Source organism: Desulfurispirillum alkaliphilum, from assembly GCF_055378285.1.
On the sequence record NZ_AP042405.1, the window covers coordinates 266,227 to 279,216 of the forward strand.

13 protein-coding genes are annotated in these 12,990 nt (G+C 56.5%); 4 read left to right on the forward strand and 9 right to left on the reverse strand.

Features of this window, described 5'->3' with window-relative positions:
* The gene (locus ACZ46I_RS01285) at positions 1–2,253 is read left to right on the forward strand and encodes an LPS-assembly protein LptD (protein WP_464281190.1); all 2,253 of its coding nucleotides are present in this window, start codon (positions 1–3) and stop codon (positions 2,251–2,253) included.
* Between the two features lie 295 nt (positions 2,254–2,548).
* Positions 2,549–3,214: a helix-turn-helix domain-containing protein gene (locus ACZ46I_RS01290; protein ID WP_013505187.1), complete on the forward strand. Its 666-nt coding sequence runs from the start codon at positions 2,549–2,551 to the stop codon at positions 3,212–3,214.
* 46 nt (positions 3,215–3,260) lie between these two features.
* Here ACZ46I_RS01290 and ACZ46I_RS01295 read toward each other — a convergent pair whose 3' ends face one another.
* The 9 genes from ACZ46I_RS01295 to ACZ46I_RS01335 form a co-directional block, all read right to left on the reverse strand.
* Positions 3,261–4,514, reverse strand: coding sequence for an RsmB/NOP family class I SAM-dependent RNA methyltransferase (locus ACZ46I_RS01295; RefSeq protein ID WP_464281191.1), 1,254 nt, complete (start codon positions 4,512–4,514; stop codon positions 3,261–3,263).
* Entirely contained in the window at positions 4,511–4,954 is a 444-nt protein-coding gene (locus ACZ46I_RS01300) for an RrF2 family transcriptional regulator (protein ID WP_013505185.1), read from the reverse strand. Before ACZ46I_RS01300 ends, ACZ46I_RS01295 begins: the two co-directional genes overlap by 4 nt.
* 64 nt (positions 4,955–5,018) lie before the next feature.
* Positions 5,019–6,041 carry a rod shape-determining protein gene (gene mreB / locus ACZ46I_RS01305; protein ID WP_013505184.1) on the reverse strand — a complete coding sequence of 341 codons (1,023 nt, stop codon included), beginning with the start codon at positions 6,039–6,041 and terminating at the stop codon, positions 5,019–5,021.
* Positions 6,042–6,228: 187 nt separating this feature from the next.
* A complete protein-coding gene (locus ACZ46I_RS01310) occupies positions 6,229–6,702 on the reverse strand; it encodes a DUF2628 domain-containing protein (RefSeq protein WP_013505183.1) in 474 nt (157 codons plus the stop codon).
* 9 nt (positions 6,703–6,711) lie between these two features.
* On the reverse strand, positions 6,712–7,305 hold the full coding sequence (gene rdgB / locus ACZ46I_RS01315) for an RdgB/HAM1 family non-canonical purine NTP pyrophosphatase (RefSeq protein WP_464281192.1): 594 nt from the start codon (positions 7,303–7,305) through the stop codon (positions 6,712–6,714).
* Between the two features lie 4 nt (positions 7,306–7,309).
* On the reverse strand, positions 7,310–8,044 hold the full coding sequence (rph, locus tag ACZ46I_RS01320) for a ribonuclease PH (protein WP_226508574.1): 735 nt from the start codon (positions 8,042–8,044) through the stop codon (positions 7,310–7,312).
* 53 nt (positions 8,045–8,097) lie between these two features.
* Complete coding sequence (murI, locus tag ACZ46I_RS01325) at positions 8,098–8,871, reverse strand: glutamate racemase (RefSeq protein ID WP_464281193.1); 774 nt, start codon at positions 8,869–8,871, stop codon at positions 8,098–8,100.
* The gene (locus tag ACZ46I_RS01330) at positions 8,868–9,887 is read right to left on the reverse strand and encodes an ATP-binding cassette domain-containing protein (protein ID WP_464281194.1); all 1,020 of its coding nucleotides are present in this window, start codon (positions 9,885–9,887) and stop codon (positions 8,868–8,870) included. The genes murI and ACZ46I_RS01330 overlap by 4 nt, the downstream gene beginning before the upstream one ends.
* Before the next feature lie 3 nt (positions 9,888–9,890).
* Complete coding sequence (locus ACZ46I_RS01335) at positions 9,891–10,901, reverse strand: hypothetical protein (RefSeq protein ID WP_156788009.1); 1,011 nt, start codon at positions 10,899–10,901, stop codon at positions 9,891–9,893.
* Positions 10,902–11,008: 107 nt separating this feature from the next.
* Here ACZ46I_RS01335 and ACZ46I_RS01340 point away from each other — a divergent pair, with 107 nt between their 5' ends.
* Positions 11,009–12,019: a glycosyltransferase family 9 protein gene (locus tag ACZ46I_RS01340; RefSeq protein ID WP_013505177.1), complete on the forward strand. Its 1,011-nt coding sequence runs from the start codon at positions 11,009–11,011 to the stop codon at positions 12,017–12,019.
* Positions 12,016–12,990 (forward strand): glycosyltransferase family 9 protein, encoded by a 975-nt coding sequence (locus ACZ46I_RS01345; RefSeq protein WP_464281195.1) that lies wholly within the window; start codon positions 12,016–12,018, stop codon positions 12,988–12,990. The genes ACZ46I_RS01340 and ACZ46I_RS01345 overlap by 4 nt, the downstream gene beginning before the upstream one ends.

Genomic DNA, 12,990 nt, shown 5'->3' on the forward strand with positions numbered 1-12,990 from the left:
GTGCGACACTGGCAATTCTGCCTGGTGGTCGTCCTTCTCTGGAGTACTCCGCTCTGGGCCACGCAGCAGACCATCACCCTGCATGCCGACTCCATGAACTACAACGAGGCCACTGGCGATATGCACGCCTGGGGATCTGTGGAAATGATTTCGCCGCTCTACCATATCCAGGCGGATGAGATCTTCCTCAATCAGGCAAACCACACGGCCCTGCTCCGGGGGAATGTCGTCGTGCGAAGCAAAGAGGTGTCTGAACTCCTGGAGGGCGCAGGTGAACAGGTTCTCGAAGCCGACGAGATAACCCTGGACACCCGCGAGTTCACTGGCAGTGCCAGCTGCTCAGTGCTCTTCTTCAGCGAGCGACATACCCTGACCAGCCGGGAGCTGCGGAAAACCGGGCCTGCCACTTACGAGGTGCAGGACAGTGTCTACAGCGCCTGCCGTGGTGATGCCATTTCATGGGCGTTCCGCATGCGCAGCGCCACCGTTACCAGTGAGGAGTATCTGCAGGCCCGGGGAGTCACCTTCAGCCTCTCGGGCGTTCCTCTGCTCTACGTCCCCTATATGATTTACCCCGTCAAGAATCAGCGACAGTCCGGCTTTCTCGTGCCATCCTTCAGCAGCGGCAACACCACGGGGCTGGGCATTCACAACACCTACTACCACACCCTGGATGACCAGTCCGATATCTCCGTCTTTGCCAACGTGCATACGCGCACTGGACTGCTCTACGGGGGAGAATACCGTTACCGCGACTCTGCCCATGGCGATGCTTTCTTCTCCCACCGGCGCATCAGCGAAAACAACACCACCGTGGACGATCCCGATCGTTTCCGAACCTACGCCACCTACGGGGTACAGACTGACCACTGGAAATTCAACCTCCAGTACGACCGCGTTTCCGATATGGACTTTGTCAAGGATTACCTGAAAGACGAACAGGCCATCGACGGAGAGTTTCATCTCTTCGACAATCACCGCTACTGGAGCCATATTGCCCTGACCCACGAGACGCCACGGCTGGCCACAACCATCCTGGTGGATCAGAAGCAGCAGTACCGCCGCTTGCCGGGAAATCGCATGGGCGAAGTCTCCGTCGCCAGGGAACCCGAAATCTCGCTGGTCCTGGGACGTATCGGCGACCAGTGGCAACTGGGTGGCAATCTGCGCACGGGACAGGTGGAGAAGGATCAGATCACCCGCGACTACGACCTGATTGCCGCTGACTCCGGTGTACGCAGCTACGATTACTTCGACCGCTATCGCTCCCGCTACGTCTATACGGGCAGCCAGGAGCGCGTACGCTCCATGCAGTACGCCAACCTCAGCGCCTTTGTGGCCAAGCCCGTTCACAGTCAGTACTGGGCCATGGAAGCCCGCATCGGCATCCGGGCCGATGCGATACGGGAGATGGAGCAGGATGGACTCCCCACAGCCTTTTTCTCCCTGGATGAGCAGAAAACCAATGCCCCCTGGTACCGCCAGGATGAAGACGGGTTCGCCTACCTCCTGCCCTTTGCCCAGGCCCGCTTCAACACCGTGGAGCCCGCCGCCACCTTTGGACAGCTGCGCCACTCCATACGCCTGGAAGCGGACTTTGACTCTGTGGGTGAATCTGGCCGAACGGGTTCCGATCGCGACCTGCTCCCATTTTTCAGCGCCCAGCCCCTGGGCTATCGCCTCTATGACGACACACAGACCACCGTGCTCTTTGTACCCCGCCTGGTCAACACCCTGCGTTACGGGCGCGCCACCATGACCCACAGCCTCTCCCAGGCCTTCGCACCCACCAACTCTGTGGAAAAGCGCAGCGGCGACATGGTCAGCGATACCAGCCTGGGCTTCGGAGGATTCCATACCACCTGGCAGGTTCTCTACGACCCCCATGAAGATGAGGCCCTGCGTCAGCGGCTGCGTCTTGGCTACACCATTGCGGATGCCCTGACCCTCTCCACGGACCACCAGTATACTCGCTATCGCAATGCTGCCAGAAACGAGCCCGGATTTGATTACAATACCCTCGCCCTGACCCTCACAGCGATTCCCCGTTGGACGCTCAGTGCAGAGTACGAGTACACGGCCCAGGAAGAGCACTTTCAGGACTCCATCCGCAAACTGGATCCGGCCCGTGGAAGCCTGAGCGCCCTGTACGAAAACGACTGCTTCTACTGGGTCATACGCTACAGCGAAGACTATACCCGTGGCGATGAGGTGGACAGCAGCATCTATTTCGGCTTCGGCCTGCGCACCTGAGCGCAACCTGTCACACCGCCGCCATATTGTTTCAACCCACGACCACCACTCTATACCGCAACACCATCCCTTATTGGGGCTCAGCGTCATGTTACGTAATATTTTTTTTTGAGAGAACTAATTATCCTTGGGTATTACCCCGCTTTGTGATATAGAAGTAACAATTGCGTGTGACACTCAGAAGAGTCCCGAGCGCTTCGTGATACATAGCGAATAGTGGAACAAGAGATTTTTCTGTAACATACCGCCAGCAGTAGCCGCTGGAGAAAATACGAAGAAAGTGGTGCGGACTTCCATGAATATTTCTGAGATCATCGGCAGGAAAATACGCATTATACGCAAAAGCAAACGCTTGTCTTCCGAGAAGCTCGGAGAAGCGGTCGGAATCGAGGGCTCCTATGTGCGCCAGATCGAGACCGGAAAGCGCAAACTCAATCTGATCATCCTGGAGCGACTGGCCAGTGCCCTTGAGGTTAACATCGCCGCGCTCTTTGACCCACAACTGCCTGTCGAAAAGAAGGATATCCCTGCGGAAGAGCGGCTTGACCTTATCAATCTCCCTGTGTTCGAAGGCGTCAACCAGGTCAGCGGTTCCATCTTTGAGGAGCGCTCCGCCGTTGACTACCTGCCCGTATCCCAGGTGCTTGTCTCCTCCATACCCAACCCCAAGGAAACGGCGGTCTGGGTCAAGGTAAACGACGAAAGCATGCTGCCACTGCTTAACCGGGGCGACCTGGTACTGCTCAACCGCATCTCTTCACTGCCGGTTCCCGATGGCACGCCACTGCTGGCCGTCATGAATGAAGATATTTTCCTGGGCAGGATCTACAGCAACAAAGGCATTGTCCTGCTGGCATCCATGGATCTGAGCGGGCAATCCATCATGCTGCCCAATAATCTGGAAGAAGATCAGAGCCTGAGCCTGTTCCAGATTCTCTGGAAAATGCAGAAGCTCTCCTGACAGAGACATCAACTTCACAAAAAGCCGCTCTCCGGAGCGGCTTTTTTTATGGCTGCTGCCGCTCAATGAAGCTGAAATAAAAGCCATCCAGACCATGGGCAGCGGGATTCAGAAAAAAGCCATGGGGGGTGATCTCCAGGGAGTCTGCCAGCAGGTGACGGCAACTGGCGTCAACATTCTCGAGGCCGACTGATGGGCGCAGAACACGTGCCCGTGACTCCTGGGCACAGAACCAGGCAACCACACCATCGTTTTCCCGGTCGAATACGGAGCAGGTGGCATAGCACAGGACCCCACCAGGTCTGAGCAGGTGAAAAGTCCGGGCCAGCAGCGCCCGCTGAGTCACCAGCAGCTCCTCCAGCCCCTGGGGTGTCCGCAGAAACTTTCCCTCCGGATGCTTGGTGAAGGTGCCACTGGCGGTGCAGGGAACATCCAGATAGAGGCGATCAAAACTCTCGTCCGCAAAAGGCGGACTCATACCGTCACCGCAGATCAGATGGGGCCTCGGCAAACCAAGGCGCTCCGCCTCGGCATACATTGTCCCAAGTCTTTTCACAGAAATATCGCACCCGGTCAGTGAGCGAGGATCTAGCTCCTGCAACAGAAAGAACTTTGCCCCAGGCGCGCACCCCATGTCGAGGACATCGTGCCCGGACCCCACCCCCAGGTGCAGCACCGACAGAAAACCGCCCGGCGATATCACCGCCGCTCCCTGACGCAGATCATCCTGAACAGTGGCAGTGCGTCGCAGATATCGGCCATTGCGCACAAAGGTTTTCTGGGGTTGATTCAGGCCCTCCAGAATGGATGCATAGTCCCCACGGGAAACGCGCAGCTCTTCAACGATCCACCGGGGCACGCTGAAGCGTTCGCTGAGGTGACGATCCGTATCTTTACCGTGATAGATGAAATGCTCAAGGGGCTTGCGGTAGCGCGTCACATTGCGCAGCACGCCATTGACAAAACTTTTCTGCCCATCGTGAGCACAAAGCCCGTTCGCTTCGTCCACCACCGTATAATCAGGGTCCTGCAGAAAGTAGATACGGTACACTGAAAGCACCAGGAGAGCTTTGACAAATGGCTCCAGCTCCCGCAACGGACGGTCACAGGAAGCCTTCAGGATGGATTCAAGTAAAAGGAGCTGACGAAAAGCGCCACTCACCATCTCCCTGAAGTTTCCCCGCTGTTCAGGCGGAAGTTTTCCCAGTACGGCTTTGATGGAAAAAGGCTGAGCGGAGAAAAAGGCGGTCAGTATTCCGGCCGTTTCTCGCAGATAGACCTTGGCGGAAGCGGCACTCACGATAATGCCTTCACCCGCTGCAACGCCTCAAGCTGCTCATCATCGAAAGTCAGCCCCGCCAGCTTCACGGATTTCAGGCGCGCATTGAAATCCCGCTGAATATCACAGAAAAACCGCGATATGCGGCAGATGGGCTGCAGCTGACAGAACGAGGCGTCCTCCAGGCAGGTGTTGATGCTGTGGTCAGCACTCATGGAGACCAGGACATCGTACACGCTGATCTCTTCCGGTGGGTGGGCAAGGCTCAGTCCCCCATATTTCCCGGTTTTTGACGCGACCAAGCCGTGACGCTTCAGCATCTGAATGACTTTGATCACGACGGGCTTGGTGAGATTCAGCTTCTGACATATTTCCGAAACCTTGACACGTTCCTGCTTATTGGCCAGGTAGACGGCAATACGCAGGGCGTAGTCGGTTTCCTTGCGAATGAAAGTAGACACAGAACCTCCGTGGCGTGCGCCGGAAAGTGGGAATTCGGACAGACAGGACAGAGAGCGCCGGGAGTCAGTTCACAAAGACATCCCGATAGGTCGCCATATCCTCAAGGGCCCAGCCGGTGCCCCGCACCACGCTGGTCAGTGGATCATCGGCGATGATGACATTGACGCCGGTAACCTTTTCCACATAGACATTGAGGTTACGCAACAGCGCGCCGCCACCGGTGATAACGATCCCATAATCGGCCACGTCGGAGATAAGTTCGGGGCTCGTCTTCTCCAGAGCGCGGAAGACGGTCTTCATGATGACATCCACCGGTTCGCGAATGGCTTCGCGAATTTCCTGACTGCTGATCTCCTTGGAAGCGGGTATGCCCGTCTCCACGCTGCGTCCTTTGACGGTATAGGTGAGCTCCTGCTCCAGGGGATAGGCACTCCCGATGGCGATTTTCACCTGCTCGGCAAGGTTTTCACCCACCAGCAGGTTATGCTCCAGGCGCAGATACCGGATAATGGCCTCGTTGATCTCATCGCCGGCCACCCGCATGCTTTCAGAGTAGGCAATGCCGCCAAGGCTGATCACTGCCACCTCGGTGGTGCCTCCACCAATATCCACAATCATGCTGCCCGTGGGTTCAGATATGGGAAGTCCTGCACCGATAGCCGCGGCCATAGGCTCTTCAATGAGAAAGCACTCACGGGCTCCAGACTGTTCGGCAGCATCAATAACCGCCCGTTTCTCGACGGAAGTAATGCCAGCAGGCACACAGATGATCATGCGCGGGTGCACCAGGTGGGCGCGATTATAGGCTGCCTCCAGCATCTTGCGCATCATCTTGTTGGTGACATCGAAGTTAGCAATAACCCCATCCTTCAAGGGCCGGATGACTTCAATTTCCTTATTGGTACGGCCGAGCATGCGCTTGGCCTCCATGCCCCAGGCGATGACTTCTCCCGTGTAACGATCAATGGCAACGACACTTGGCTCATTCAGTACAATACCTTTTCCACGGCAGAAAATGAGCGAATTGGCCGTTCCGAGATCCATGGCAATGTCTTTGGAGAAAAACCTCTTGAAAAGCCTGAGCATGGCAAGACCCTTTTGAAGTAGTGTGTTCCTGATTTTTTGCACATTTGAGGCAATGCGTCAACAGGAAAGAACCTTCGCAGCGGCCATGAAGTCCGCTCCAGAGCAAAAAAGCCACAGTCTCCCCAAACTGGTGGACGGCGAAAACCTGAACAGAACCTCTACAGAAGAGCGCGCTGCGGCAGTTTCACTACATTCCTCCTGCCAGCAAAGCCATCAGCGCGCTCAACAGGGCAATGCCCGCAAGCAGGAGAATCAGCACCACCACCCAGTTATGGTAGCCGCCAAGCTGGCGCATGTTGGACTTCACCTCGACAAAGGTCTGGCTGCCAAAGCCGGCCACCTGCAGATCATCGGTGAATTTCTTTAAATAAAGGTACTTGGCGCTGATCCCCGCCGCAACCATCACCAGCAGATTCAGACCGACCATGCCGGTAATCACATTGACAAGAAAAAACACCGCCGCCCACAGGTACAGCTTGCGGTAGAGGAAATAGGCCCAACTGAAAAAGAAAGCCCACCAGCTCCAGGTCGGTTTGAAAATCAACTGTCCATTGACCAGCATCTTTTCAAGGGCTCCCATGAAGAGCGGCACCTTCTCAGGCTTCTGGCAGTGCTGCCCGATCAGCTCCTGAAGTTCCGTTTTACTGGCGTTCCGTAACACTTCTCCTCCTCAGACAGGTTGCTGCACAGTCTGCAGAAATTGCTTCAACGCCACTATAGCTTTGTAACGATGGGAAATACGATTCTTCACTTCCTTGGGAAGGCTGCCGAAGCTCTCCTCAAAACCCGTGGGCTGGAAGAGGGGGTCATAGCCGAAACCACCTTCGCCCCGGGGTGCCCGCAAGACAACGCCCTCGCAGAAGCCTTCCACAGTGTGGCTCTGCTGGTCATCCACATAGGCGATAGCGCATGCAAAGCGCCCACGCCGATCCTCCACCTCGCTCAGCGCGTCCAGGAGTTTACGGTTATTGTCATCATCGTCACAGTGATCGCCGGCATAACGGGCCGAGTAGACGCCGGGAGCTCCACCGAGAGCATCCACGCAGATACCGCTGTCATCGGCAATGGCCGGAAGCCCGGAGTAGAGGTACGCTGAGCGCGCTTTTTTCAGGGCGTTTTCCACAAAAGTACTGCCATCCTCCTCCACATCGGGGATGTTGATTTCAAGCTCTTCGGGAGAGTACACCTCAACCCCGATATCTCGCAGGATCTCACGGAGTTCTATCAGTTTTTTGCGATTCTTTGATGCCAGGATGATCTTCATAGTGCTACTCCAGGTGCTGTCTGATTTGGGCACTCAACTGTTCGAACTGCAGGGCGCTGATCTGTCCGATACCATCCAGCGCCAGTTCCAGCAGAATATCGTGATCTTTGCGGGAGAAGGGACGACTCTCGCCGGTCCCCTGAATCTCCACAAACTCCCCTTTTCCCGTCGCCACCACGTTCATATCCACCATGGCCTGGCTGTCTTCCAGATAATCCAGATCGGCAAGCGGCCAGTTGTTGAATATGCCGACACTGATAGCTGCCACCGTGCTGCGAAGAGGGGACTCACTGATCATGCCCGCCGCGAGCATCGAATCCACGGCGTCGGCCAGAGCAATAAAGGCTCCGTTCACGGAAGCGCAGCGGGTTCCCCCGTCAGCCTGCAGCACGTCACAGTCAATGGTAATAGTGTAGCCGCTCATGGCGTGCAGATCGATGATACTGCGCAGCGAACGCCCAATCAGGCGCTGAATTTCCATGGTGCGCCCCGAGGGCCGCCCCTGCTGGGATTCCCGGCGATTACGCACATCGGTGGCGCGGGGCAGCATGGAGTACTCAGCCGTTACCCAGCCGCTGTCCTTGCCGATCAGAAAGCGGGGAACCGTCTTCTGAACCGTGGCGTTGCACAGCACGATGGTCTCGCCCATGGCAATCAGCACGCTGCCTTCGGCGTATTTGGTGTAATTTCTCGTGATCGTGATCGGTCGCAGCTCGTGGGGAGCCCTCTGAGTTCGCATGTATATCCTTTCAAAATAACATTTCACCGTGCAGCCGAGATTTCAGCAGGTCATCAGAGATCGATGTGCTCAATGCTCCCCACGGACTCACCCAGAAAACTGCTGGCAATTTCCGCAAAACGCTGTGAAGTATCGGTCATATAGTAGGTTGTCGTCCCCAGCGTTCCCGGGGCAGGTACTCCAGTCAGGCCGACAATGGTCCGCGCGGTCTCTTCCGCCGAGTCCACCTGGGTAACCCCCGGCAGCACGCGGGCGATATCTTCCTTCAGCATGGGGTAGTGGGTACATCCCAGCACCAGGGTATCCACCTGGCCACGCAGCTGGCCAAGATAGCGCTGCAGAATCAGGTGAGCCACATCAGTGCCACACCAGTTTTCCTCCACCAGGGGCACCAGCATGGGGCAGGCGATCTCACGGACATCGGCATCGGGAAGATAGTGCTGGATAGTCGAGCGGTACTGACCGCTCTGCACCGTAGCATTGGTACCAATCACTGCGATGCGACCACTGCGACTCAGGGCAACCGTCGCCTGGGCACCCGGTTCAATCACGCCAATCACGGGAATGTCGTAGCGTGCACGTATTTCATGGAGCCCATAAGCCGTAGCCGTATTACAGGCAATCACCAGTAAATCGATTCCCTTACGGTAAAGGAAGTCACCTACCTGCAGAGAGTAGCGCAAAACGGTCTCCCGCGACTTCGTCCCATAGGGAACCCGTGCCGTATCACCCAGGTAGAGAATATCAAAGGTGGGGAGGGCGCGACGAATGGCTTTGAGTACGGTGATTCCACCCACACCGGAATCAAATATGCCGATGGTTTTCACGAGTCCATGGCCCCCATGAGGTGCATGCGGGCTGTGGGAATATTCAGCATGAGCTCCTGGTGAATATCCAGCGGCTCAAAGGAGTTGACCACAAACTCTTCGCCCAGCTGCCCCATCAGCTCAACCCGAAAGGCCGTGCGCCGGAAGGAGCACTGCTTCACCTGAACCGGTATAGCCAGGCAGCCAGGCGCGTTATGGGTACTGAGGGTGGGGGCTTCAGGGCGGAACATGATCGTATAGGGGCGCTTCTCCTGAACGCGACACCGAGTTGGCGGATAGCTGATGGGATAGCCGTAGGGCAGCTGCAGATGATTCTGCTCAACACCGACAGCGCTGATATAGTTCACCTCGCCCGTGCGCTCGGCACCAAGGCGAGTGCGGGGATGGTAGTACAGCGCTTCGGGAGCTCCGGCCTCCACAAAATCGGCATCGTCGACGACAATCAGCTCGTCGCTGCCTTCCATGGCCGCACGGGAGCAGCCGGTAAAGTGAAGAATCAGACTCCCCAGTGGAGTCAGGGCCTCCTTGAGAACCTGCAGACAGTACAGCCCCTCCGCAAAACCCAGACGATCCACAGGGTTTTCCAGCAAGAGAACCTGGGGTTTGCGGGTCAGTGCCCGTGCCATGCTCACCCGTTGCAGTACTCCCAGATCGAGCTTCCTGCAGGAACGATGAACATAGTTGCCAAGGCCCATCAGATCTGCGGCTTCCAGGGCAATCCGGCGTTCTGCCGAACGAAAGAGCATGATGTTTTCCATAACCGTCTGTTCCATATCAAAGATCGGCTCGGAAGTAATGGTGATCATCCCGCGTTTTGAGGGGTGGAATCCGGTGATATCGCGGCCACCAAAGACTATTTTCCCGGAAGCAGGAGCCTGCAGACCGGCAATGGTTCGAAATAACTCTGGTGCACCAGAGTCATCATCACCCAAAAGGCTGTAGAAAAGACCTTTCCTGAAGGTAAAGTCGCATTCATTCTGGGCACCGTCTATGACGATTCCTTTAAGATGGAGCATGACCTATATTCCACCAAAACTGAATTGAGGCTTCAGCCATGATACCAGAAAAAGCAGGGGTATGGCGAAATATTTCCCCACCGGATCGAAGGAGAGAATAATGGCGCCGTAGAGGATCATGGCAGCCAATGCCGTCTTCCACGACCCCGACCAGAAAGCGGACATGGTCACCGCCGCCACCAGCGCCACACAGACCTGCCGAACCGACAGAACATCGGAAACCACCAGCAAAGAAGAACCGTAAAGGCTGAAATCCCCTACTCCCACCACCATAACACCCAGAGCCAGCAGGGTTTTACGCGCCGTTGTCCCCGCGTCAGCCATCAAGGCTCCCAGAGCTGCCAGTGGGGCAAACAGCAACAGCATTGCCCTCGAAACCCACTGAATTTCAGCCAGCGGCCACTGGTCCACCAGCGCATACCCCTGATTCGCCAGAGTCCCAAGCACCAGCACCAGGAGAAAAAGCGTGGCAGGCGCGGAGGAACTGTAGGGATCCCTCAGGTGCGAAACCTGCCAGGAACCCATTACGAAGAAGGCAAATGGGATAATCATCGCAAAGACTACTTTCCCTGCGTTGATGGACGGGTCAAGGTTCCAGTTCATGGCACAGTAGAGACACAGAGCCAGTGAACACAGGTACATCCAGTGCAGGTTCTTCAGAACCCGAGGCAGCACAGAGTGCACGAACTGCCGCTGCGGCGACACTCCCAGCAAAAACAACTCCCGAATACGCGCCGCCGGATCGTGGAAAACCTTGGTGACGACATACACCTGAATGGCAACAGAGAGCATCAACAGCGAAAGTATGATGCTGTGCGCCGGAATAAAGAAATTGCATAAAAGGGTAAATATCAGTATAACGGACTGGTTTTTACTCAGGTAAACTATCGCGGCGCCAAGGCCAATGGAAATCGGCAGGCAGATCATGGGCACCAGCAGCACCCAGCCCCATGATATACCAACAGGCGCAAGGTGCGGGGTTTTTTGCGCCAGCAGCATTGCCGCTGTCGGCATAAAGGCCGCACACAGAAGTAAACTGAACAGCCCCATGGTTTGCCAAGGCTGTTTTATTTTGGCAAGGCCTCTTTTTGCCATGAACTCCTCTGAAAGAAACAGGATGTATGGAAAAGCTACTGGTATTCCTTCCAAGTCGGATAAACTACGCCATCATGGCATTCAAAGCGATCAGATCCCTGCGGGAAAATCACCCAGACATACCCATTGACCTGGTTGCGGACGCCAGCACCGCACCTCTCTACATGGACACCCCTTATATAGATAAATTGCTGCCGTTTCGCAAGGACTCAAGCAGCAGTGCCGAAGAACTCGGCCTGCGCCTGGCACCCCAGAAGTACAGCACAGCACTTCTCCTGGAGGAAAATCCCGATCACCTGTCCATCGCACGCCATGCCCGCATCGCCTGCCTGATGGGCTCCGAGGGGAAAAACTGGAAACGCTCCGCCCTGCACAAAAAGTCGACCCTGTGCCTGCATAACACCACCAACCATCGCAGCTCCTACTTCGTAAGCCTGCTCCAGGATCTTGGGCTCATCAAGACATCAGCTCGAACCGCTGAACCCTGGGAACCCCCTGCGCGCTCTTTGCGGGCAGCCTCACGCGTACTACGGGAACATTTCGGTCACTACGCGCTGATCTGCACCGGCCCTGCCGATGAACCACTGAAATGCTGGCCCGCCGAGCGAATGGCGGATGTAGCCAAAGGGCTCCGTGCAAACCATCAGCTGCACATCGTGCTCACAGGCGCAGCCAAGGACGAGTACATCGGCCAAAGCATCACCCGCGCCCTGGGAGATATTCCCCACACCAACCTGGTGGCCCAAACCGATATAACCACCCTGATCGGCCTGGTTGCCGGCGCAAAGATAGTACTGGGCGGAGAAGCGGCACCGATTCACCTGGCAGACAGCATGCATATCCCCCTGGTTACCGTGTTCGGCCCCTCGGACTCCCAGCTCTGGGGCCCTATCTCCCCCAAGGCGGCCCTGATGCAGGCGGAAGGAATTCTCTGCACCCCGTGCAACAGCGACACCTGCGACAAGCCAGGACACTACTGCATGGATCTGGTGGACACTGACGAAGTATACTGGACCTGTGAGCGGGTGATGCAATGAAAACACTTTTTATTCTGCCAGATACCATTGCCGGCATTACCAAGTCGTCCCTGGCCCTCAAAGGCGTTCGGGATACAGATCGCATGAATGGCACCATCGCGCTGGCCGCGCGGGAAGATCACGCCAGCTTTGTCAGCTCTCTCGGCATTGCCGATGATGTCATTCCCCTGAAACCCTCTCAGAAAATGAAAAATTACTGGAAGTTGCGCCGCCATCACTTCGACCGCGTCGTTGACCTGCAGGGACACCGCGAAAGCGCCTCTCTGGGGCGCTGGGTACGTAAACAGGACAACTGGGGCTTCGGCGACCTGCCCGAAAACATCCAGAAAAAGTACAGCAATGTGGTCTCCTTCCCTGCCAGCAACCCTTCCCAGGAGTATCGCTACCACCACCTGCTGAAAAATGCCACCGGCATCCACAGCTTCTCCATCGCCCCGAGCATCCTTCCCGGCTCCGACGAAGTCACCCGTGGCGAAATGTTTGCCCGGCAGCTGCAAAACCCGGTCATTCTCTCGGTGCAGGGAACACTGCCATCCCAGCAGTGGCCCGTAAAGTTCTTCATTGAGCTGTGTCAGTGGCTGACCAGTCGCGGCAGAACTCCAGTGCTGGTCGGCAGCGCTGAAGACGCTGCCAAAGCAACCACCATCATTGAAACAGCTGGCATGGGCATATCCCTGTGTGGCAATACCTCCCTGGAATCCCTTGCGGGCATGACCATGGTGGCCGGGATCTACACCGGCGTGCAGTCCGATGCCATGTATGTGGCGGATATGGTTGGAGCCCGCGTCAGCGCCCTCTACGGGTCAACCTCCCTCGCCCTGCAGGGCCCGGTTCACCACCGCGCAACCTGCATCGAAAGCACCATCAGGTGCGCTCCATGCAGCCTGGCCCACTGCCCAGCCGATAACAGCTGTACCAACCATATTTACCCCGAAGATATCATCGAGCAACTGCAAGCCTTCGGCGTGTGA

Coding starts and splice junctions, on each gene's coding strand:
- ACZ46I_RS01290 (WP_013505187.1), top strand. CDS start 2,549: ATGAATATTTCTGAGATCATCGGCAGGAAAATACGCATTATACGCAAA.
- mreB (WP_013505184.1), bottom strand. CDS start 6,041: ATGCTCAGGCTTTTCAAGAGGTTTTTCTCCAAAGACATTGCCATGGAT.
- rdgB (WP_464281192.1), bottom strand. CDS start 7,305: ATGAAGATCATCCTGGCATCAAAGAATCGCAAAAAACTGATAGAACTC.
- rph (WP_226508574.1), bottom strand. CDS start 8,044: ATGCGAACTCAGAGGGCTCCCCACGAGCTGCGACCGATCACGATCACG.
- ACZ46I_RS01330 (WP_464281194.1), bottom strand. CDS start 9,887: ATGCTCCATCTTAAAGGAATCGTCATAGACGGTGCCCAGAATGAATGC.
- ACZ46I_RS01335 (WP_156788009.1), bottom strand. CDS start 10,901: ATGCCGACAGCGGCAATGCTGCTGGCGCAAAAAACCCCGCACCTTGCG.
- ACZ46I_RS01340 (WP_013505177.1), top strand. CDS start 11,009: ATGGAAAAGCTACTGGTATTCCTTCCAAGTCGGATAAACTACGCCATC.
- ACZ46I_RS01345 (WP_464281195.1), top strand. CDS start 12,016: ATGAAAACACTTTTTATTCTGCCAGATACCATTGCCGGCATTACCAAG.